The following is a 20,801-nucleotide window of genomic DNA, read 5'->3' as shown; positions in this document are numbered from 1 at the left end:
ATGGCCATGCTGGGCAAGCGTCGCCCGAGGCGCGCGCCGTCGGGTGTCTCGGGGTTGCAGGGGTACCAAGAGGAGAGCCGTGAGGCCTCCGTAGTCGAAGGTCAGGACATTCTGTACGTCCGGGGGTTGGCCCATGACGGGCGTGGCGTGGCACGCACGGCTCAGGGCAAGACGGTCTTCATCGAAGGCGCGCTCCCGGGCGAGAACGTAAAAGTTGCCGTTCATCGCACCCGCAAGCGCTTCGATGAGGCCCATGTGCGGGAGCTGCTGCTGGCCTCGCCGGAGCGCGTCGCACCGCCCTGTCCCCACTTCGATCGCTGTGGCGGCTGCGACCTGCAGCACCTCGCCCTGCCGGCGCAGCGCCGCCATAAGCAGGCCGTGCTGGAGGAGTTGCTGGGGCGCCAGGGCATCACGCTCGCCGCCTCTCCAGAGTTGCTTTCCGGTTCGGGCGAGGACTACCGTCGTCGCGCCCGCCTGGGCGTCAAGGTTGACGCCCAAGGCGGCGTTCACTTGGGCTTTCGTGCGCGCCACACCCATCGCCTGGTCGATATCGATGCCTGCACCGTGCTGGTGCCGGCCCTGGAGGCACTGCTGGTTCCACTGCACCAGCTGCTGGCAGAGCTCGAGGCCCCGCGTCAGGTGGGACACATCGAGCTGGTCGAGAGCGAGCAGGCCGTGGTTGTCGTCGTGCGTCAGCTGCGTGGCCATGGCGGTGACGCCGGCCGCTGGCAGGCGTTCGCCAGTGCGCAAGGCGTTCACCTGGCGCACTGGCTGGGCCGCGAGACGCCCGAATTCGAGTGGTTGACGCCCGCGCCGGCACTCCACTGTCGGGTGCCCGGCCCTGTCGAGGACATCGTCCTGGGCGTCGCCCCCGGGGACTTCCTTCAGGCCAACGCCGAGGTAAATCGCCTGATGGTCAGCACGGCTCTTTCCTGGCTGGCGCCGCTGGCTGCTGGAGAGCGAGTGCTGGATCTGTTCGCCGGCGTAGGCAACTTCAGCCTGCCGCTGGCTGCCGCCGGCACCCGGGTGACAGCAGCAGAGGGCAACCCGGCGATGGTCGCACGACTTGGCGACAATGCCCGTGCCAATTCACAAGGGCGGGGCCTGGACGTCGAGGCGCGCCAGGCGGATCTTGCCGACCTGCCGGCCGTGCGCGCCCTGCTCCAGGACACCCTCCCCGATGTGGTGGTGCTGGACCCGCCCCGAGAAGGGGCCGAGGCGGTGAGTCGGGCACTTGTGGAACATCCGGTGGCGCGGTTGCTCTACATCTCCTGTGACCCGGCCACCTTGGCCAGGGATGCGGCACACCTCGTGCATGGTGGCTATCGCATCCTGTGCGTGGCCGTGGCCGACATGTTCGTGCACACCTCACATCTGGAATCCATGCTGCTGTTCGAGCATCACGGCTCGGCGGGGCATATCCAAGGAGGGTCAAGCGATGGTTAAAGTGCGTGAAGAGCAACCGCTGACTCGAGAAGGGAAGGTCGATATCGAGCAGTGGCTTACTCGCCTGCAGGACGACATGAAGCTGCGCAACGTCGACGAGATGCAGCGTGTCTGCGAGCTGGCATGGCAACTGGAACTGGCCGCCGACCGCCCCCACAAGGCCTGGCTGAAAGATGGCTCGAGCTTTCGTACGGGCCTGGAAATGGCGGATATCCTGAGCGAACTCAAGCTCGATCAGACGGCGCTGGAGGCCGCCGTGCTCTACCGCGCCGTCCGCGAGGAGCTGATCGGCCTCGAGGAGGTCGACAAGCGCTTCGGCCACGAGGTCGCCGGGCTCATCGACGGCGTGCTGCAGATGGCCGCCATCAGCACCTTCCAGGCACCCAGCCAGGGCCTGAGTCAGCATGACCAGCAGGACAACCTGCGCAAGATGCTGGTCAACCTGATCGACGATGTTCGCGTCGCCCTGATCAAGATTGCCGAGCGCACCTGCGCCCTGCGCCAGGTGCGTGACGCCCCGCGCGAGAAGCGTCTGCAGGTCGCTCGCGAGGTCTTCGACATCTATGCGCCTCTTGCCCACCGCCTGGGGGTCGGCCATCTCAAGTGGGAGCTCGAGGATCTCTCCTTTCGCTACCTGCACGAGGAAGAGTACAAGACCATCGCCCGGCAGCTCGCCGAGAAGCGTCTGGACCGTGATCGCTACATCAGCGAGGTGGTCGAGACTCTCAAGTCGCTGATGTCGGCCCAGGGCATCAGCCGCTATCAGGTCGACGGGCGCGCCAAGCACATCTACTCGATCTGGCGGAAGATGAAGCGCAAGTGCATCGGCTTCTCCCAGGTCCATGATATCCGGGCGGTGCGCATTCTGGTTCCCGAAGTGAGCGACTGCTACACGGTGCTGGGTATCGTCCATTCGTGCTGGCATCACGTTCCCAACGAGTTCGACGACTACATCGCCAACCCCAAGAAGAATGGCTACCAGTCGCTTCACACCGCGGTACTCGGCCCCGAGAACAAGGTGCTCGAGATCCAGATCCGCACCTTCGCCATGCACGAGGAGGCCGAGCTCGGGGTCTGTGCCCACTGGCGCTACAAGGGGCACGATACCAGCGCACGCAGCGCCAGCTATGAGGAGAAGATCGCCTGGCTGCGCCAGGTGCTTGAGTGGCACGAGGAGGTGGGCGACTTCGGCGACCTGCGCGAGGGGTTGACCAGCGACGTGGCCCCGGACCGTATCTATGTATTCACCCCGGATGGCCACGTCATCGACCTGCCTCGTGTCGCCACACCGATCGATTTCGCCTACCGCGTGCATACCGAGGTGGGTCACCGCTGCCGGGGGGCCAAGGTCAACGGCCGCATCGTACCGCTCACCTACCGTCTCAAGACCGGCCAGCAGGTGGAGATTCTTACCGCCAGCAAGGGCGGACCGAGCCGCGACTGGCTCAACCCCAACCTGGGCTATGTGCGGACCTCCCGGGCACGGGCCAAGATCCAGTCATGGTTCAAGCTGCAGGACCGCGATCGTAACCTCGAGGAGGGCCGGGCGCTGTTCGAGCGCGAGATGAAGCGTCTCGACATTGAGGGCATGGACCTGACCACTCTGGCCAACAAGGTCAACTATCCGTCCCCGGATGACATGTACGCCGCCCTGGGCGCCGGCGACCTGCGCATCGGCCAAGTGCTGCACCAGGCCCAGCAGCTGTTCGGCGAGAGCGACGACCAGGAACAGCTCGACCGCCTGCTGGCCAAGCCCCGCAAGGCACCGGGCAAGGCTGGCGGCAGCGACATCACAGTGCTCGGGGTGGGTAATCTCAAGACCAGCATGGCCAACTGCTGCCATCCGGTACCCGGTGACGCCATCGTCGGCTTCATCACCCAGGGGCGTGGCGTCACCGTGCATCGCCAGGACTGCCCCAATATACTGCAGCTGCGTCTGGACGAACCCCAGCGCATCATCGAGGTAGAGTGGGGCGAGCGCGCCCGCACCCAGTATCCGGTAGACATCGAGATCGAGGCCTGGGATCGCTCGGGCCTGCTGCGCGACGTCACCGGTGTGCTCAGCAATGACCGCGTCAACGTGCTCTCGGTGAACACCCTGACCGACACCGACGACGGTATCGCGCGCCTGTCGATCACCGTCGAGGTCGACGGCCTGGAGACCCTGGGGCGTCTCTTCTCGCGCATTCAGCAACTGCCCAACGTCATCGAGGTGCGTCGCCTGCGCGGCGGGGGCGGAGAAGGCAAGTCCGGCAAGCGCAAGAGGAGAACGACATGAATGAGCCTCGCTATGACCTCGACGACCTGCTCGAGCTGATGGCCGTGCTGCGCGACCCGGAACAGGGCTGCCCCTGGGACGTGAAGCAGGACTGGGATTCCATCGTGCCGCATACCCTGGAGGAAGCCTACGAGGTCGCCGACGCCATCGAGCGGCAGGCTTGGGACGAGCTTCCCGGCGAGCTCGGTGACCTGCTCTTTCAGGTGGTCTACTACAGCCAGTTCGGTGCCGAGGAGGGTCGCTTCAGCTTCCATGATGTCGTCCATGTGCTGACGGCGAAGATGTTGCGCCGCCACCCTCATGTCTTCCCCGACGGCACTCTGGCCTCGCGCCGCCCGCCGGGGATGAGTGCCGAGGAAATCGAGACCCGGCAGGTCCACTCCCGTTGGGAGTCGCTGAAGGCCGAGGAGCGGGCCGAGCGGGCCCGCGATATTCCCGGAACGTCCCGCGACAGTGCCGCGGCGTCGGTGCTGGATGACGTACCCCGTGCCCTGCCGGCGCTCTCTCGGGCCGCCAAGCTTTCCAAGCGCGCCGCCCGGGTCGGCTTCGACTGGCCCGATGCCCGCGGCGTGCTGGCCAAGATCCGCGAGGAGCTGGACGAGGTGGAAGAGGCCCTGGCGGAGGGAGATCGGGCACATGCGGCGGAAGAAGTGGGCGACCTGCTGTTTGCCGTGACCAACCTGGCGCGCACGCTCAAGGCCGATCCCGAGCAGTGTCTGCGCGCCACCAATGCCAAGTTCGAGCGGCGTTTCCGCCATGTGGAGGCGGCTCTGGCCGCCGCCGAGGTGCCGTTGCAGGAGGCTGGCCTGGCGGCCATGGAGCGCCACTGGCAGGCGGCCAAGCACCTCGACACCCCCGTTCAGGAATTGCCGCAAGGAGAGTCTCGATCATGAGCCATGACCTGCACGAATCGCTGCGTGACAATGTCCGTATCCTGGGCGACAGCCTGGGCCGCACCATCGCCGATGATCTGGGTCCGGGCTTCGTCGATCGAATCGAGACCATCCGAGGCTTTGCCAAGCACGGGCGACATGGCGAGGATGGCAGCCAGCGTGCGCTGATCGAATACCTTCGCAAGCTGCCCGACCGAGACCTGCTGCCGGTGACCCGGGCCTTCAACCAGTTCCTCAACCTGGCCAACATCGCCGAGCAACACTATCGAGCGCGCTTTCGTCGGGTCGAGGACTACAAGCCTGGTTTTCAGCCGGTATTGTCCGAGCTGCTCGAGCGGGCCCGCGGTGCCGGTCACTCGCCGCGCAAGCTGGTGGAGACCCTGGCCGGCATGCGCGTCGAGCTGGTGTTGACCGCGCACCCCACCGAGGTCATTCGCCGCACCCTGATCCAGAAGTATGACGCCATCGACGACTGTCTCAGCGCCATCGAGTCTTCCGGCGACTACCCGGAGCGCGTGGCGCGTGCCCAGGGCCGGCTGGAGGAGCTGATCAGCCAGGCCTGGCACACCGACGAGATCCGCCACGAGCGACCGACCCCGGTGGACGAAGCCAAATGGGGCTTCGCGGTGATCGAGAACTCCCTATGGGAGGCGGTCCCCGATTTTCATCGCGACCTCGACAATCTGCTGTTGGAAACCGCCGGGGAGCGTCTGCCGCTGGATGCCGCGCCGATCCGCTTCGCCTCCTGGATGGGGGGTGATCGCGACGGCAATCCCAACGTCACGGCGAAGGTGACCCGCGAGGTGCTGCTGCTGGGGCGCTGGATGGCGGCTGACCTTTACCTGCGCGATCTGGAGCAGCTCAGGGCCGAGCTCTCCATGTGGAAGGCCAACAGCGCGCTCAAGGCCGAGGTGGGCGAGGTCGCCGAGCCTTACCGCGAACTGCTCAAGCGCCTTTCGAATCGCGTCGAGGCAACGCGCGACTGGGCCAAGGACGAGCTCGACGGGCGCAGCTACGAGGGTGGCCCCATCATCGAGACCCGTGACCAGCTCTATGCCCCGCTGCTGGCCTGCTATCGTTCGCTGTGTGATGTGGGGCTCGACACCATCGCCAACGGCGTGCTGCTCGACACCCTGCGCCGTGTGGCGGTGTTCGGGGTGACCCTGACCAAGCTCGACCTGCGCCAGGAGGCCAGTCGCCACGCCCAGGTGATGGAGGAGCTCACCCAGGGCCTGGCGCTCGGCCACTACCGTGACTGGGGTGAGGCGCAGCGCCAGGAGTTCCTGCTCTCCGAGCTCGCCTCGCGTCGTCCGCTGATTCCGCGGCGCTGGGAGTGCTCCGCAGAATCCCGAGAGGTCATCGACACCTTTCGGGTCATTGCCTCCGAGCACCGTGAGGCGCTGGGAACCTACATCATCTCCATGGCCGCCCAGCCCTCTGACGTGCTCGCCGTGGCGCTGCTGATGAAGGAGGTGGGCGGCACGGTCAGTCTGCCTATCGCGCCGCTGTTCGAGACCCTCGATGACCTCGATCATGCCGGCGAGGTCATCGACCATCTGCTGTCGCTGCCGGGGTATCGTGCCCTGGCCGGTGACAGCCAGGAGGTGATGATCGGCTATTCGGACTCCGCCAAGGACGCCGGCCAGCTGGCCGCGGCCTGGGCGCAGTACCGGGCCCAGGAGACGCTGGTGGAGGTCTGCCAGCGTCATGGCGTCGACCTCACGCTCTTCCACGGCCGCGGCGGTACCGTGGGCCGGGGAGGCGGGCCCGCCCACGCGGCTATCCTCTCTCAGCCGCCGGGCTCGGTGAACGGCAGCCTGCGGGTGACCGAGCAGGGCGAGATGATTCGCTTCAAGTTCGGCCAGCCGGAGATCGCCCTGCGTTCCATGGAGATCTATGCCTGTGCGGTCCTCGAGGCGAGTCTGCTGCCACCGCCGGCACCCAAGGAGGAGTGGCGCGAGGAGATGGACCGCCTGGCCGAGGTGGCCCACGGCGCCTACGTGGGGGTGGTGCGAGAGGATCCTGATTTCGTTCCCTATTTCCGGTCGGTGACGCCGGAAGGCGCGCTCGGGCGCCTTCCGCTGGGTTCGCGACCCACCAAGCGTCGCCAGGATGGCGGCGTGGAGACCCTGCGGGCGATCCCCTGGATCTTCGCCTGGACCCAGATTCGTCTGATGCTGCCGGCCTGGCTGGGCAGTGGCGAGGCCTTCAGCCAGCGGCTGGAAGAGGAGGGAGGCCTCGAGGTGCTCCGCGAAATGCGCGACCACTGGCCTTTCTTTGGTACTTACCTGGACATGCTGGAGATGCTGCTGGCCAAGGCCGACGTGGGAATCGCCGCCTACTACGAGCACCGGCTGGTCGACGAGCCGTCCCTCAAGGCACTCGGCGAGCGGCTACGCAACCGTTTCGGTCGACTCCAGGAGGCGCTGCTGCAGGTGCTCGACCAGCAGGAGCTGCTGGAGAAGACGCCGCTGATTCGCCAGGCCATCGAGGTGCGCAACCCCTACATCGATCCCCTGCACGGTCTGCAGGCCGAACTCCTGCAGCGTAACCGCGATGCCGATGGGGCGATCAGCGCGGACCTCTCCCGGGCGCTGATGGTGACCATGGCGGGAATCGCTGCCGGGCTGCGTAATACGGGTTAGGCCTTCGGGCAGCCTCAAGCGACAAGGCACAAGCGACAAGGAAACCCCTTGTGGCTTGTGCCTAAGTGGACACCATCATCCTGCCTTGCAGCTTGCAGCTTGCAGCTTGCAGCTTGCAGCTTGCAGCTTGCAGCTTGCAGCTTGCAGCTTGCAGCTTGCAGCTTGCAGCTTGCAGCTTGCAGCTTGCAGCTAGAAAGGAATATGCACCGAGGCGGTCATCAGGTTGAGATGGTTCATGGTCGGGTCTTCGATTTCCTCGAATTCCAGGCGGCTGACCAGGTGGCGCAACTTCAGGCGAGCACCGAAACCCTGCACCCTGGTCGTGCCGCCGCCCCTTTGCAGCTGCTCGTCGTCTCCTACGGGATCCCCTTGCCACTCCGCGAGGCCTGACTTGGCGTAGAGGCCGAGCGGCCCGAAACGCACGCCAGCCACCAGGCTGCCTCCCAGGCTGGTGGTGTCGAGAAGCTGCTGGCCATCGGCGAAGGACACCGGCACGTCATCGCTTTCGCGGTAGCTGAATTCGGCACCGAGGTCGAGGCGTGGCAGGTATTGGGGCGTGAAACCGGCGGTGAGACGGAAACCCGATGTATAGCCGTCGGGCGTGTCGACGCCGGTTCCCTGGACGATCATGCCGTTTTCCAGGTGGACCAGCTTCTTGGCCATGCCCCCATAGGCAGGCATGGTCGAGTCGGCCTGCGAGGGAATAGCTATCAGCGCCAGGATGCTGGTCAGTGCGATGGCGAGACGTGAACTTAGTTGCATGTTCCCTGCCCTTGAGTCGACAGGTTCGAAGACTGCCGAGCCTGAATTATTGTCACCTCAGACTAGCAAAGCGTCGGTGGTACCGCCAATTTCTCCGCCCGGAAGCGCAAATCATGTAGATGCTGAGCCAGGCAGGGGGCCGGAAGCTGGTGTCGTGAGGCGGCCGCCAGCAGCGGCGCGAGAATTGCCTCGTGTTCGGTGGGTCGGCTGGCCAGCACGTCCTGCAGCATGGAGGCACGATTGTTGGCCGTTGCCTCGATGACCTGCCAGACCAGCCGCCGCCAGTCTTCCACGCCGCCCCCACCGGGTGGAGTGACGCCCTCGGCGTCGAGGATGGCCGACACCTCGACGATCAGCCTCTCGACCATTGGGCGGAAGGGGCGGTCGCGCAGCTGGCCGTTGCGGATCGTGTAGCGGGCGACCAGGGGGTTGATGGCGGCATTGACGGCCAGCTTGCGCCACAGCCGCAGGCGGATATCGTCGGCCGCCTCGGCCGGCAGCCCGGCCTCGCTCAGGGTCCGCGCCAGCGTCCTGGCCAGGTCGGTGTGGTCACCGTTAAGGGCACCCAGAAAGGTATGGCCATGGCCGGCATGGGTCACTCGATCCTCGGACTGCACATGGGCGCCTTCGGTGGTGGTGGCGCAGAGCACCGGGCCGTGATGGCGTTCGGTGAGCCGTGGCTGACAGGCGAAGCCGTTCTGCCACAGCACCAGCGGTACCCCTGCGGGCAGGTGTTCGGCGATGGCGGCGTGGGCCGCTTCGGCGGCGTGGGCCTTGGTCGTCAGGTGCACAACGGCGGGCGTTTCCTGGGGGAGGACGTCGATTCGCGCCATGGCAAGCGTCTGAACCAGGGGGTCGCCCGCCGGCGTGACCAGGGTCTGACGAGCGGGAAGCAGGCGGCGGCCGAGCAGCCTCACCGGGACCCGCCCGACCAGCCGGTGGGTGATCAGTCGTCCCAGGGCACCGGGACCGACGATCCAATGTGTCGATGGGCTCATGGCGTGTCTCCCGCGGTCATGAGCGGCGGGGTCGGCGTGCCGTGCCCGCCTTGCCTGGTGAACCTCCGCGTCGCTTGCCGCGAGTTGGGCGGGCCGCAAGGGGCTGCTCGCCCCGGGCGCTGTGCAAGGCCTCGCGCATCCGGCTCGCATCGGCGGCTGCGAGCAGACCCTGCAGATCCTCGATCAAGGCCGCGAGGAAGGGGGCCGATGCATCGCCCTGCTCGACGATGCCGCCCAGGCGCTGCTCCCAGAGCGCAGTGCGCTCGGGGCGGCCTACCGCCTCGGGCAGCGAGGCGATCAGCGCGCTGCCGAGCCGCGTTGCCCGCAGCGCCTTGGCCTGGCGCACCAGATACCCGCGCTCCACCAGGGTCTCGATGATCCCTGCTCGGGTCGCCTCGGTGCCCAGGCCATCGTGCTCGCGCAGGGTGCGACGCACGGTCGGGTCCTCGACATAGCGGGCGATGTTCATCATCGCCTTGATCAGGCTGGCGTCGGTGAAGGGCTCGGGCGGGCGAGTCTCACGGTCCTCGACACCGACTTCCTGGACCCGGCAGCTCTCGCCCTCGGTGAGTGGGGGCAGCGGCGGCGATTCGTCACGGGTGGTGAACAGCGGCTTCCAGCCCGGGTCGAGGATCTCCTGGCCGCGGGCGCGGAAGGTCTCGCCGAGAAGGCGGAACTCTGCCTTGACCTCGCGGGTGGCCAGCGGCGGATAGAACTGGGCCAGGACGTTGCGGGCGATCAGCCGGAAGACATCGGCCTCGGTCTTCTCAAGCCGCGAGAGGTCGGCGGGTTTGCCGGTGGGCGCCAGGGCATGGTGGGCGCCCACCTTGCGATCGTCCCAGGCTCTGGAGCGCCGCGTGAAATCCGCCCCGACCAGCCATTGGCCGAGAGTGTCGTCCGCGCCGCAGGCACTCTGCAGACTGGCCCGTGCCGCGGCGAAATGCTCCTCGGGCAGGTAGCGACAGTCAGAGCGCGGGTAGGTGATCAGTTGATGGCGCTCGTAGAGGCGTTGGCAGATATCCAGGGTCGCCTTGGCGGAGAGCCCATGGCGCCGCGCTGCATCCACTTGCAGCGCGGAGAGCGAGTAGGGCAGGGGGGCGGCCTGGCGCTTGTCATGGCTCTCGAGTGCCGTGAGCCGTCCCTCGGCGCCGGGCAGACGCTCGGCCAGTGCGGCGGCAGGCTCCCGAGCCAGCAGCCGTCCCTGGTCGTCGAGGTGGTGAGGTTCACCGGGCACCCACCAGGCCCGCAGTTGCCCCTGGGCGACGGCGAGGTCGGCCCACAGCACGAAGAAGGGTTTTGGACTGAAGTCGCGGATTTCGGCATCGCGGCGCACCACCAGTCCCAATACCGGGGTCTGGACTCGTCCCACCGAGAGCACCCCGTCGTGGCCGGCCTGGCGGCCGATGAGCGTCCAGGCCCGGGTCAGGTTGATGCCGTAGAGCCAGTCGGCCCGGGCGCGGCACTGGGCCGCTCGGTACAAGGGCTCGAAGCGACTATTGTCCTTGAGCCGAGCGAGCGCGCGCTGAACCGCCGGGCGATTGAGGTCGCTGACCAGTAGCCGTGTCACCGGTCCCTTCCAGCCCAGGTACTCGATTACCTCCTGTACCAGTAGCTGGCCCTCGCGGTCAGGGTCGCCGGCATGCACCACCTCGCAGGCGGACTTGAGCAGTCGACGGATCACCGCCAACTGGCCACGGGCCTTGGGGCGAGGCATCAGCTTCCAGCGGCTCGGCAGGATCGGCAGATGATCGAGGCGCCATTGTTTCAGGGCCGGGTCGTAGGCATCGGGCGGTGCCTGCTCCAGCAGGTGGCCCAGGCACCAGGTGACGGTGGTCTCGCCTACCACCAGGGCCCCGTCGTCGCGACGGGAGGCGCCAGGCAGGGCCTCGGCGATGGCCCGGGCCAGGCTCGGTTTCTCAGCGATGATCACTCGCATGATGGCTCGTCGCAGTGAATGGCATGGACATTCTTCCAGTATTCTCCACGCCTCGCCAGGTGTAAGCTGCGTTGATATATGTACAATGATTGTACAATATTGATCGGAGGAGAAAGGTCATGCGCGAACGCGGCCGTACTCGGCGCCTGCTGGGACTCGGCGCTCGCACCGGTGGGGCGCTGATGCGTACCCGCATGGGCGGGCAGGCCGACTGGCGGGCCCTGGGAGAAGCCCTCTTCGAAGGGCTTTCCGAGCTCAAGGGGCCGGCGATGAAGCTGGCCCAGATCATGTCGCAGTGGGACGACCTGCTGCCGCCGGATCTCGCCGAGGAGCTCTCCCGCCTGCAACGCCAGGCCGAACCGATGCCCTGGGAGGGTATCCGACGCACCCTGGTCGAGGAGTACGGTGACCTGGACGAGGTGTTCTCCGAGATCGAGCAGCGGCCCTTCGCCAGCGCCTCCATGGGGCAGGTGCACCGCGCCACGACCCTGGATGGCGAGACCCTGGTGCTCAAGGTGCAGTATCCGGGTCTTGCCGAGGTGCTGGAGAGCGACCTGGCGCAAGTGCGACGCCTGATGCGCCTGGGACGCTGGCTCAAGGTCCCTCAGGCGCGCCTCGATGCGCTCTTCGAGGAACTGTCGGTCAGCCTGCGCGGCGAGCTGGACTACCACGCCGAAGCAGAAGCGCTTGCTCGCTATCGCAGGCGCTACGCCCACCTTGACAGCCTGGTGATCCCCGAGCCGCTGCCGGAGCTCTCTGGCCCGCGGGTGCTGGCCATGCGCTACGAGCCCGGAACGCCACTGCGTGAGCTGGAGTCGAGTGACGACGCCCTGCGCCAGGGGGTGGCAAAAACGTTGGCCGACTGGATCACGGAGGAGCTTTTCACCCATGGTGAACTCCACGCCGACCCCCACGCCGGCAACTTCGCCGTCAACGAAGAGGGGCAGCTGGTTATCTATGACCTGGGGGCGGTGATCCCGGTGCCCGAGTCGCGCTTGCGGGCGATGCTGCGGTTGCTGGAGGCAACCTTGGCAAAGGACCCCATGGCCATGGACGAGGCGGTTCTCAAGCTGGGTGGTCGCCAGGGCCAGGGGGCACCGCTCTCGCTTTATCGAGAGTCCGCCGAGGCCGTGGAGCCGCTGTTTCGCCCCGGTGAGCAGGACTTCGGTGACGTGCGGGTGCATCGTCGCCTGCGTGAGCTCTCACCCAAGGTCTGGGCGGCAATGGACCGTCTTCAGCCCCCGGCGGATACGCTGCTGCTTTCACGTACCCTCAACGGCCACTACTGGAACCTGGTACGCCTCGGCGCCCGGCTGGACATGCAGGCGCGCACCCGACCGCTACTGGAGTGGGCGAAGGGATGAACGGCTGCCAAGCCCCCGGGCAGACTGGTAGACTATGTCGCTTTCCAATCGTTGGAGTGCGCAATGCTGGCAGTATGGGTGGAACAGCTGCTGGGCTTTGCCTCGGGGGCGCTCAAGGCCATTCGTCAGGACGAGCGCTACCCCACGCTGATGGCCTGGGCCCGCGACGAGGGGCCGGCCCTGGTCGGTGGCGACCTGGCACTGGCCCAGGCGCTGGCGCCGGAGCTTTGGTCGCAGACGCCGCTGGCGCGACTCGACTTTGCCGCCGAGCCCCTGGCCCGACCCGGGCGCAACGAGCCCTGCTGGTGTGATTCCGGGCGCAAGACCAAGCACTGCTGTGGGGCGGTCAGTCTACCCGGCCACGTGCCGCCGCACCTGATGTGGATGCTCTCGCTGCGCGACTGGAAGGGCGATACCCTCAAGGCCGCCCTCGCCAGCGGCCGCGCTCCGGCCCAGGCGCTGCTGGAGGCGGGTCTGATCGCCGCCGAGTCCGGCCAGCGCGGGCGCGCCCAACAGATCCTCGAGTCGCTGTTCGAGCTCTCCGACTGGCTGATGCTCCCCGAGCAAGCCGAGCCCGCCTTCGAGATCCTCATCGACCTCTATCAGGAGCGCGGCTTCCACCGCAAGCGCGAAGCGCTCCTCGATGCAGTGCTCGATCGTGGGCCGCTGTTCCTGCGCGGTGTGGCCCTGGAACGGCTCTGCCTGATGCACCTGGATAACGACGACCTGGATAGCGCCCGGGCGGCCTTCGTGCGCGCCCAGCAGGCCCTGCCCGACTCACCGACCCTGGCCTATATCGAGGCCATGCTGCTTTTACACGAGGGCCATGAACAGGAGGCCGCCGAGCGGTCACGCTTCTGGTTCCGGCGCCTGGCCCGCCAAGGGGATCTGGACGCCGACCAGCTGCAGTTCCTGGCCGACCTGGCCGAGAACCCCGGGGCGACGCTCGCCGATCAGCTGCTCAGTGCCGAGGAGGATTTGGCCGAGCCGCTGGTGGCCCTGCAGGCGCTGCTGGAATCGCTGCCCGTGGCCCCGCGTCCGGAGATCCGCCGCGGCGACGACGGCCTCGAGTACCACACCACCGCCCGTGAGGACACCCTGTTCGCCGCCTGGCAGAAGGTCTTCCGCTCCCAGGTCGAGAGTGATGCCCCGATGGGCTTCGACGAGGATCCCTGGCCGCATGCTGGGGAGTGGTTACCGGCCCTCTGCGCCCACCCCGAGTGGCTGGACGCACCTGCGGTGGTGCAATCCTTGGCTCTGGCATTGGCCAACCGTTTCGGCAGCCTGCCGTGGATGGCGCCGAGCCTGTTCGAGCCCCTGGCGACCCGGCTGGAGCGCTGGCTCGAGCAGGTGCGTGCCGAGGGCGAGGGGCCCTTCCTGTGGGACAGCGCCGACAACGCCGTGCTGCTGCGCACGGGCCTGGCGCTGGTGGTGGGCATGGAGCGCGGTGCCCGAGCGCGTTCTCGCCAGCTCGCTGAACGGCTGCTCACCCTGGACGACCAGGACAGCCTGGGCCTACGCGAGCTGGTGCTCGACCAACTGCTTCGGGAAGGCCACGACCGCGCGGCCCTGGCCTTGAGCGAGCGGGAGCTCGAGGGCGCTGACGAAGAGACCCCGCCGCTGGGGCTGCTGATGGGCCGGGTGTTGGCGCTTTACCGCCTGGAGCGCCGTGACGAGGCTGCCGAAGCGCTGGCGGAGGTGGCCCGACACAATCCCCACGCCGTGGCCATGCTGTGTGCCGAGAATCCGCGCCCGGTCGGCGGCGAGGGCGTCGCCGAGCTTGGTTCCCGTGCCGAGGCCTGGCAATACCGTACCCTGATGCGCGACCAGTGGCGGACCACCCCGGGTGCCCTGGCCTGGTTACAGGCGGGGCCGACCAACTGACCGAGTGCCTGCCCCATGCGATCAGGCTGCCCGGGGTGCCGGTACCAGCTCGGGGTCGCGGCTGATCCAGATCGCCAGCAGCACGGCCGGCAGCCCCAGCAGAGTGGAGACCAGGAAGAAGGTCGCGTAGCCCTCGATTTCCACCACCAGGCCGCCGAAACCGCTGAGGAACTTGCCCGGCAGGGTCATCAGCGACGAGAACAGCGCGTACTGGGTGGCCGTATAGGCCCGCGAGGTGAGGCTCGACAGGAAGGCGATGAAGACCGCGCTGGCCAGGCCGTTGGCCAGGTTGTCGCCGATGATCGCCATTACCAGCATCGGCAGACTCTGGCCGGCCAGTGCCAGCGCCGTGAACAGCAGGTTGGTCAGCGCCGCTGCCACTGCGCCGAGTATCAGGATCGGCCCGATGCCGTAGCGAGCCACCAGCAGCCCCCCGAGGATTCCGCCGCCGATGCTCATGGCGATGCCGAAGATGTTGGTGACGTTAGCGATGGTAGCGAGTGTGAAGCCGAGGTCGATGTAGAGCGGATTGGCCATGGAGGCCATGGCCAAGTCGCTGATCCGGAATACCGCCACGAACAGCAGCAGCCACAGCGCCTTGCGTCGGTGGCGCACGAAGAAGTCGGTAAAAGGGCAGACGATTGCGCCGATTACCCAGGCGCCCATCCGCCGCAGGGGCTTCGGCCGGCCGCGGGAGGCCCGCAGGAAGGCGCGGACCCGGGGTTCGTGGATCAGTTGGGTGGTCAGCGAGAGTCGCTCGGGTTCCGGGCGTAGCAGCACCGTGATCACGCCGATGCCCACCAGTGCCGCCATGGTCAGGTAAGCCGCCTCCCAGGAGGCCAGCGAGGCCACGTAAAGGGCGCCAGCCCCGGCTGCCAGCAGACCGCCGCGATAGCCGATGATGTAGGTCGAGGCCATGGCGGCCTGCATATCGTCTGGCGCGGACTCGATGCGGAAAGCGTCGATGGCAATGTCCTGGGTCGCGCTGCCGAAGGCCACCAGCAGGGCAAAGGCGGCCACCAGGGGCAGGTGGCCCACCGGATCGACCCCGGCCAGACCCACCAGGCCGCTGGCAATCATCGCCTGGGCCAGCAGCATCCAGCCGCGACGCTGGCCCAGGGCGCGGGTCAGCAGCGGCAGGGCGAGCCGGTCCACCACCGGGGCCCAGAAGAACTTGATCGAGTAGAGCATGCCGATCCAGGCGAAAAAGCCGATGGCCGCCACCTCGACCCCGGTGCTGCGCAGCCAGGCCGAGAGGGTCGAGAACACCAGCAGGAAGGGCAGGCCGGCGGAGAAGCCCAGGAACAGCATGGTGATGACCGGCGCGCGCAGGTAGATGGCCAGGGCGTCGCGCCAGCTGCGTTGGACGGTGGGGTTCGGCATGTCGGTCAGCACTCCTTGCGTTGGACTCGACGGAGGCCACGCAGGCCTCGACCATCGATGATAAAATCCTGCGTCGGCAGCCGCGCCGGACAGCGTCCGACCTCTGTCACCGAGCGGTTTTAGCCGGGCTGGCATGCGGTGAGATTGTTGCAGAGCCCCGGCAATGACACCAGCAGGAACCCGATCAGGAGCGACATGAGCGATTCTGAGATTCGTCAGGCCGAGGCCGAGGGCGTCGTGCCCCGCTGGTACGTGATCCAATGCAAGGGCGGAGAGTCCTTCCGCGCCTCCGAGCATCTGGCCAATCAGGGCTTCGAAATCTTCCATCCCGTGCTTCAGGTCCAGAACAAGCGCCGCGGCAAACTCGAGTGGGTCAGCGAGCCCTTGTTCCCCTACTACCTTTTCATCCGGCTCGACCGCCTGGCCAGCAACTGGCGGCCCATTCGCTCCACTCGTGGCGTGCTGAAGATCGTCACCTTCGGCCTGGACATGCCGGTGCCGGTCAGTGATGAGCTGATCGAGACGCTGCTCGCGCATGGCAGCGGGGAGGAAGACGCTAGCTCGAACGTCTATTTCCGTGCCGGTGAGACGGTGGATATCACCGAGGGGCCCTTCAAGGACCTGCAAGCCGTGTTTGCCAGCCACAAGGGCGAAGACCGCGCCATCGTGATGCTCAATATGCTCCACAAGCAGCAGCGCCTGGAGATGCCCGTCGACCAGCTACGCCGCCGCGACTAGGCGACATTCTTCCTTTCTTTCACCCTCTCGCGTCAGGAGATCCCATGACCATCGCTCCCCAACGGGTCGTGACCCTGCATTATGTGCTCAGCGACCAGGACGGCAGTGTCCTCGACGATTCCCGCATTCGCCAACAGCCTCTCGAATACCTGCACGGTCACGGCAACATCATGGCCGGCCTGGAGCGCACGCTGGAAGGCCAGGAGGCCGGTGCTCAGCTCTCCGCTACCCTGATGCCGGCCGAGGCCTATGGCCTGCGCGACGAGGCGTTAGTGCGCGAGGTTGGCCGTCATGCCTTCCCCGTGGAGGACATCGCGCCGGGCATGCGTTTCCAGACCCCGGGTGACGATGGCCCCGAGATCGTTACCGTGCTCGAGATCCGCAATGACGCCGTGGTCATCGACACCAACCATCCGCTGGCCGGCCAGGTCCTGCGCTACCGTCTCGAGGTGCTGGCGGTGCGCGACGCCACCCGTGCCGAGCTCGCCAAGGGCCATCCGCTGCCCCCGGGCACCGATCCCGGCGAGATCGAGGACAAGAAGATGCCGTGAAAACTGACCTGGATCAACGGATTTCCCGCGACTCGAAGAGGTCGTGGAGAAACTTGATACAGGTCAGCATTTCTCCCCACCCGAGGGACTAAAGTTCTTTCAACACATCGGGACGGGAGGAAACCACCATGTATCTAGATGACACCGTAATCTTCGGGCTCGTAACCGTCACGATGATGGTCGCTTTCATGGGAGGCTGGGTCGCGTTCATCGTCCGCGACCATCGCAAGAAGAAGCACTGATCCAGCCGTTTCAAGAGTCGTCAGGGGAGGGGGGAGCTTTCCCCCCACTAGCCGACCCGCTTGGGTCGGCTTTTTTTCGATTGTTGTTCCAGCCCTGAACTCAGCGCTCGGCGGTGGTGCGCACCGGGACAGAGCTCGCCGGTGACCAGTGTCTGGCCAGGGCACGCATCACTCGCTCGGGGTACCAGGTCTTGCCCAGGCTGCCGTTGTAGCGTGCCAGTGCCCGGGTCAGGTCGCCGCTTTCCACGGCCAGGTAATGGGCCAGTATCGTGCAGCCATAACGCAGGTTACGACGCGGGTCCTTGAGGTCGTCGGCCGGCAGGCCAAGCTCGCGGATCCAGAACGGCATGATCTGCATCAGCCCCACGGCGCCAGCCGAGGAAACGGCCTCGGCCTTGAAGGCGCTCTCCACCTGTATCACCGCCAGCACCAGCTCCGGCGCGAGGCCAGCCAGCCGCGCCTCATGGTGGATGCGGCCTAGCAGTTCGCGACGCCTTGCCGGTTCCGGCAGGTAGCGGGCAAGACGCGGCTCCATGTCGTTGAGCCACTGGCGGGCGGCCCATATTTCGGCGGGTGCCACGCGAGAGGAGCGGATGCTGTCGAGAGTGCCGCGCAGGCTGGCGGGTGTCTCGGGCAGGGCCCGCACGAAGGGTGCAGGTTGGTCGGGCGAAAGCGAGTCCGGCAGGGCGGCGATGAAGTCACCGTCGCCCTGGGCCAGCGCTGTGTTGGCGAAAAAGAGGCAGGCCGCCATCAGGGCGGCGGGCCGGCAGCACTCAGCGAGCGAGCTTCTCGCCCAGGAAATCGAGGATCTGCTCGGCCGGTACCATGGTAGCGTCACTGTCACGGCGTCCCTTGTACTCCAGTTCCCCCTTGTCCAGGCCGCGGTCGCCTACGACCAGGCGGTGGGGAATGCCCATCAGCTCGTGGTCGGCGAACCGCACGCCGGGACGCAGGTCGCGGTCATCCAGCAGCACTTCGAAGCCGGCGGCGGTGAGGGCCTGATACAGCCGCTCGGACTCCTCGCGCACCCGCTGCGACTTGTGGGCGTTCATCGGTACCATCGCGATCTGGAAGGGGGCGATGGCCTCGGGCCAGATGATGCCGGCGTCGTCGTGGTTCTGCTCGATGGCGGCGGCCACGACGCGGGTTACCCCAATACCATAGCAGCCCATCCAGGGGTGCACGGCACGACCTTCGTCGCCGAGCACGGTGGCGTTCATCGCTTCGCTGTACTTGCGCCCCAGCTGGAAGACGTGGCCGACCTCGATGCCGCGCTTGATGGCGAGCGTGCCCTTGCCATCCGGCGAAGGGTCGCCCTCGACCACGTTGCGGATGTCCGCGACCTTCGGCAGCGCCGCGTCGCGCTCCCAGTTGATGCCGAAGTAGTGCTTGCCGTCGACGTTGGCCCCGGCGCCGAAATCGCTCATCAGCGCAACCGAGCGGTCGATGATGATCGGCATCTCGAGGTTCACCGGGCCGAGCGAGCCTGGGCCGGCTCCCACGGCAGCGCGAATCTCATCCTCGGTTGCCATGGTCAGCGGCGCGGCCACCTCGGCGAGGTTCTCGGCCTTGACCTCGTTGAGCTCGTGGTCGCCGCGCACCAGCAGGGCGATCAGGCCACCCTCGACGTCGTGGACCATCAGGGTCTTGATGGTCTTCTCGATGGGCAGGCCGTGCTGTTCCACCAGGGCGGCGATGGTCTTGGCATTCGGGGTGTCGACCAGATGCAGCTCCTCACTGGGGGCGGGGCGCTGGGTATCGCTTCCCAGCGGCGCTGGCAGTGCCTCGGCTTTCTCCATGTTGGCGGCGTAGTCGGACGCGGTGGAGAAGACGATGTCGTCCTCGCCGGAGTCGGCCAGCACATGGAACTCGTGGGAGCCCGTGCCGCCGATGGCGCCGTTGTCGGCGATCACCGGGCGAAAGTCGAGTCCCAGGCGGGTGAAGATGCGCGTGTAGGCGTCGTACATCGCCTGGTAGGTCTCCTTCAGCGAGGCCTCATCGATGTGGAAGGAGTAGGCGTCCTTCATGATGAACTCGCGGGAGCGCATCACCCCGAAGCGCGGCCGGATCTCGTCGCGGAACTTGGTCTGGATCTGGTAGAAGTTGACCGGCAGCTGCTTGTAGCTGGCGATCTCCTTGCGCACCAGATCGGTGATCACTTCCTCGTGGGTGGGGCCGACGCAGTAGTCGCGCTCGTGCCGATCCTTGAGGCGCAAGAGTTCTGGGCCGTACTGCTCCCAGCGGCCCGACTCCTGCCACAGCTCGGCGGGTTGCACCGCCGGCATCAGCACTTCCTGGGCGCCGGCACGATCCATCTCCTCGCGCACGATGCGCTCGACCTTGCGCAGGGTCTTGATGCCCAGCGGCAGCCAGGTGTAGAGGCCGGAGGTGAGGCGACGGATCATCCCCGAACGCAGCATCAGCTGATGGCTGACGACCTCGGCGTCGGCGGGGGTTTCCTTGAGGGTGGCGATCAACAGTTGGCTAGCGCGCATGGGTCCGGCGGTTCCTCGAGCGTGTTCGTACGGGTGGCGGAAGCGGTGCCGCGTAGATCGGCGGCAATGATCGAGCATTGTACGGCCCGCCGCCCGGGGCGGCAAAAGCTTGTGTCTTCCCGGTGCGGCGGGCCGAGGGGCTGTCGGCCCGTTCAGCCCTCCAGCAGCATCAGGCGCACCAGCATGCCCAGCACCAGGGTGGTGGAGACGCTGAGCAGGGTACCCAGCAGTACGTACTCTGTAAGCTTGCGGTCGCGGGAGTCGCGCAGGTCACCGAAGCGCAGTACCGACTTGGCGGCGAGCAGGAAGCCGACTGCGGTGAGCTGGTCCAGTAGGACCAGGGTCAGCACCAGCAGCCGTTCCAGCACGCCGATGCGCGCTCCGGCGCTGGCGCAGCCGATAGCGTTCCTCCACCCAGGTGCGCGGTTGCAGCAGGAAGTCGCCGATCAAGTGGCCCAATATCAGGCCCCTGAATAGCGAGAGGGCGTCGGGGCTTATGTTGAGGCTTCCACGTCGGCGAGGCGCTGGCTCAGGTAGGCGAGGGTATCGGAGAGCAGTGCCCAGCGGGCGGCACGCAGGCGCTTGTGCACGCTGGGTTGGCGGATGCCGAGGCGCTCGGCCAGGGCCTGCTGAGAGGCGTCGTAGCGCAGGCTCAGGCCGACGACTTCGGCGGAGTAGGCCGACCAGCCATCGAGCATGTCGTCGATGAAGCGGACCAGCAGCACGAGGCCGGGATCCTCGGGTGCGTCCAGCCGGGTCAACGCCAGGTTGGTCGTGGTGTCGGCCAGGGCATCCAGGGCACGACCCGAGGCCACGAAGGTGGGCCCATCGGCCTCCGCGATGTCCCCCTCCGCCGGGCCGACCGCCACGGCGATACGCGCATCCCAACGTTGGTCGGGTTCAGAGTGCTCTATCAGTGCGGCCCGCAGCGCCACGGCCGCCTCCATGGCCATCGCCGCCCGGGGTAGAGTGAGCTGGAAGCCGTCGCCGCGGAAGCGCTCGCCGTGACCGCCATGCCGGGCGGCCAGCTCGGCCAGGCTGTCATCCAGCAGCCGGTAGAGGCGAGGTCGGTCGTCGACCTTGCGCGAGTCGATCACATCGCCGGTCAGCACGGCCATTCGCTGTGGCATGGCAGGTCCTCCTGGGTACTCCCCTCCGGTACTCTCCTCAAGCATACCCTTCAAGG

At 66.9% G+C, this 20,801-nt stretch carries 17 protein-coding genes; 9 read left to right on the top strand and 8 right to left on the bottom strand.

Annotated features, from left to right (window positions below; genetic code table 11):
• Genes U5L98_RS11810 through ppc form a run of 4 tightly spaced genes read left to right on the top strand, consistent with a single transcriptional unit; the run spans position 1 to position 7,262 of the window.
• On the top strand, positions 1–1,446 hold the full coding sequence (locus U5L98_RS11810) for a TRAM domain-containing protein (RefSeq protein ID WP_322558487.1): 1,446 nt from the start codon (positions 1–3) through the stop codon (positions 1,444–1,446).
• Positions 1,439–3,724 (top strand): GTP diphosphokinase, encoded by a 2,286-nt coding sequence (relA, locus tag U5L98_RS11805; RefSeq protein WP_322558486.1) that lies wholly within the window; start codon positions 1,439–1,441, stop codon positions 3,722–3,724. Before U5L98_RS11810 ends, relA begins: the two co-directional genes overlap by 8 nt.
• Positions 3,721–4,617 (top strand): nucleoside triphosphate pyrophosphohydrolase, encoded by an 897-nt coding sequence (gene mazG, locus U5L98_RS11800; RefSeq protein WP_322558485.1) that lies wholly within the window; start codon positions 3,721–3,723, stop codon positions 4,615–4,617. Before relA ends, mazG begins: the two co-directional genes overlap by 4 nt.
• Positions 4,614–7,262 carry a phosphoenolpyruvate carboxylase gene (gene ppc, locus U5L98_RS11795; protein WP_322558484.1) on the top strand — a complete coding sequence of 883 codons (2,649 nt, stop codon included), beginning with the start codon at positions 4,614–4,616 and terminating at the stop codon, positions 7,260–7,262. Before mazG ends, ppc begins: the two co-directional genes overlap by 4 nt.
• A 189-nt stretch (positions 7,263–7,451) precedes the next feature.
• Here the strand turns inward: ppc and U5L98_RS11790 are convergent, their stop codons facing one another.
• The 3 genes from U5L98_RS11790 to U5L98_RS11780 form a co-directional block, all read right to left on the bottom strand.
• Entirely contained in the window at positions 7,452–8,024 is a 573-nt protein-coding gene (locus tag U5L98_RS11790; RefSeq protein ID WP_322558483.1) for a hypothetical protein, read from the bottom strand.
• A 62-nt stretch (positions 8,025–8,086) separates the two neighbouring features.
• Complete coding sequence (locus U5L98_RS11785; RefSeq protein ID WP_322558482.1) at positions 8,087–9,022, bottom strand: 2-dehydropantoate 2-reductase; 936 nt, start codon at positions 9,020–9,022, stop codon at positions 8,087–8,089.
• A gap of 16 nt (positions 9,023–9,038) precedes the next feature.
• A complete protein-coding gene (locus U5L98_RS11780) occupies positions 9,039–10,958 on the bottom strand; it encodes a DNA topoisomerase III (RefSeq protein ID WP_322558481.1) in 1,920 nt (639 codons plus the stop codon).
• Between the two features lie 119 nt (positions 10,959–11,077).
• Here U5L98_RS11780 and U5L98_RS11775 point away from each other — a divergent pair, with 119 nt between their 5' ends.
• Both U5L98_RS11775 and U5L98_RS11770 read left to right on the top strand, forming a co-directional pair.
• Positions 11,078–12,322 carry an AarF/ABC1/UbiB kinase family protein gene (locus tag U5L98_RS11775; protein ID WP_322558480.1) on the top strand — a complete coding sequence of 415 codons (1,245 nt, stop codon included), beginning with the start codon at positions 11,078–11,080 and terminating at the stop codon, positions 12,320–12,322.
• 63 nt (positions 12,323–12,385) lie between these two features.
• On the top strand, positions 12,386–14,206 hold the full coding sequence (locus U5L98_RS11770; RefSeq protein ID WP_322558479.1) for an SEC-C domain-containing protein: 1,821 nt from the start codon (positions 12,386–12,388) through the stop codon (positions 14,204–14,206).
• Between the two features lie 21 nt (positions 14,207–14,227).
• On the opposite strand, the gene U5L98_RS11765 is transcribed toward U5L98_RS11770, so the two are convergent.
• Positions 14,228–15,589: an AmpG family muropeptide MFS transporter gene (locus U5L98_RS11765; RefSeq protein ID WP_322558478.1), complete on the bottom strand. Its 1,362-nt coding sequence runs from the start codon at positions 15,587–15,589 to the stop codon at positions 14,228–14,230.
• Positions 15,590–15,784: 195 nt separating this feature from the next.
• On the opposite strand from U5L98_RS11765, the gene rfaH reads away from it, so the two are divergent.
• From rfaH to ccoM, 3 genes are all read left to right on the top strand, one after another.
• Positions 15,785–16,327: a transcription/translation regulatory transformer protein RfaH gene (rfaH, locus tag U5L98_RS11760; protein WP_322558477.1), complete on the top strand. Its 543-nt coding sequence runs from the start codon at positions 15,785–15,787 to the stop codon at positions 16,325–16,327.
• 44 nt (positions 16,328–16,371) lie between these two features.
• Positions 16,372–16,878: a peptidylprolyl isomerase gene (locus tag U5L98_RS11755; protein ID WP_322558476.1), complete on the top strand. Its 507-nt coding sequence runs from the start codon at positions 16,372–16,374 to the stop codon at positions 16,876–16,878.
• Positions 16,879–17,006: 128 nt separating this feature from the next.
• Entirely contained in the window at positions 17,007–17,120 is a 114-nt protein-coding gene (gene ccoM / locus U5L98_RS11750; RefSeq protein ID WP_322558475.1) for a cytochrome c oxidase subunit CcoM, read from the top strand.
• A gap of 100 nt (positions 17,121–17,220) precedes the next feature.
• On the opposite strand, the gene U5L98_RS11745 is transcribed toward ccoM, so the two are convergent.
• The 4 genes from U5L98_RS11745 to U5L98_RS11730 all read right to left on the bottom strand — a co-directional run bounded on the left by U5L98_RS11745 (position 17,221) and on the right by U5L98_RS11730 (position 20,745).
• Positions 17,221–17,871 carry a transglycosylase SLT domain-containing protein gene (locus U5L98_RS11745; RefSeq protein ID WP_322558474.1) on the bottom strand — a complete coding sequence of 217 codons (651 nt, stop codon included), beginning with the start codon at positions 17,869–17,871 and terminating at the stop codon, positions 17,221–17,223.
• A 22-nt stretch (positions 17,872–17,893) separates the two neighbouring features.
• Positions 17,894–19,615: a proline--tRNA ligase gene (locus tag U5L98_RS11740; protein ID WP_322558473.1), complete on the bottom strand. Its 1,722-nt coding sequence runs from the start codon at positions 19,613–19,615 to the stop codon at positions 17,894–17,896.
• Between the two features lie 152 nt (positions 19,616–19,767).
• Positions 19,768–19,983, bottom strand: coding sequence for a hypothetical protein (locus U5L98_RS11735; protein ID WP_322558472.1), 216 nt, complete (start codon positions 19,981–19,983; stop codon positions 19,768–19,770).
• Between the two features lie 126 nt (positions 19,984–20,109).
• Positions 20,110–20,745 carry a hypothetical protein gene (locus U5L98_RS11730; protein WP_322558471.1) on the bottom strand — a complete coding sequence of 212 codons (636 nt, stop codon included), beginning with the start codon at positions 20,743–20,745 and terminating at the stop codon, positions 20,110–20,112.
• Positions 20,746–20,801: the final 56 nt, after the last annotated feature.

Source organism: Halomonas sp. (assembly GCF_034520545.1).
Classification (GTDB): domain Bacteria; phylum Pseudomonadota; class Gammaproteobacteria; order Pseudomonadales; family Halomonadaceae; genus Halomonas.
The sequence above is the reverse complement of the archived record's forward strand: the minus strand, read 5'-3'. Positions and strand labels throughout refer to the sequence as shown.

Bases quoted from the DNA above. Each gene is read 5' to 3' on its own strand.
- relA (WP_322558486.1), top strand. From the start codon at position 1,439: ATGGTTAAAGTGCGTGAAGAGCAACCGCTGACTCGAGAAGGGAAGGTC.
- rfaH (WP_322558477.1), top strand. From the start codon at position 15,785: ATGAGCGATTCTGAGATTCGTCAGGCCGAGGCCGAGGGCGTCGTGCCC.
- U5L98_RS11745 (WP_322558474.1), bottom strand. From the start codon at position 17,871: ATGGCGGCCTGCCTCTTTTTCGCCAACACAGCGCTGGCCCAGGGCGAC.
- U5L98_RS11775 (WP_322558480.1), top strand. From the start codon at position 11,078: ATGCGCGAACGCGGCCGTACTCGGCGCCTGCTGGGACTCGGCGCTCGC.
- ccoM (WP_322558475.1), top strand. From the start codon at position 17,007: ATGTATCTAGATGACACCGTAATCTTCGGGCTCGTAACCGTCACGATG.
- U5L98_RS11785 (WP_322558482.1), bottom strand. From the start codon at position 9,022: ATGAGCCCATCGACACATTGGATCGTCGGTCCCGGTGCCCTGGGACGA.
- ppc (WP_322558484.1), top strand. From the start codon at position 4,614: ATGAGCCATGACCTGCACGAATCGCTGCGTGACAATGTCCGTATCCTG.
- U5L98_RS11780 (WP_322558481.1), bottom strand. From the start codon at position 10,958: ATGCGAGTGATCATCGCTGAGAAACCGAGCCTGGCCCGGGCCATCGCC.
- U5L98_RS11770 (WP_322558479.1), top strand. From the start codon at position 12,386: ATGCTGGCAGTATGGGTGGAACAGCTGCTGGGCTTTGCCTCGGGGGCG.
- U5L98_RS11740 (WP_322558473.1), bottom strand. From the start codon at position 19,615: ATGCGCGCTAGCCAACTGTTGATCGCCACCCTCAAGGAAACCCCCGCC.
- mazG (WP_322558485.1), top strand. From the start codon at position 3,721: ATGAATGAGCCTCGCTATGACCTCGACGACCTGCTCGAGCTGATGGCC.
- U5L98_RS11790 (WP_322558483.1), bottom strand. From the start codon at position 8,024: ATGCAACTAAGTTCACGTCTCGCCATCGCACTGACCAGCATCCTGGCG.
- U5L98_RS11765 (WP_322558478.1), bottom strand. From the start codon at position 15,589: ATGCCGAACCCCACCGTCCAACGCAGCTGGCGCGACGCCCTGGCCATC.
- U5L98_RS11755 (WP_322558476.1), top strand. From the start codon at position 16,372: ATGACCATCGCTCCCCAACGGGTCGTGACCCTGCATTATGTGCTCAGC.
- U5L98_RS11730 (WP_322558471.1), bottom strand. From the start codon at position 20,745: ATGCCACAGCGAATGGCCGTGCTGACCGGCGATGTGATCGACTCGCGC.
- U5L98_RS11810 (WP_322558487.1), top strand. From the start codon at position 1: ATGGCCATGCTGGGCAAGCGTCGCCCGAGGCGCGCGCCGTCGGGTGTC.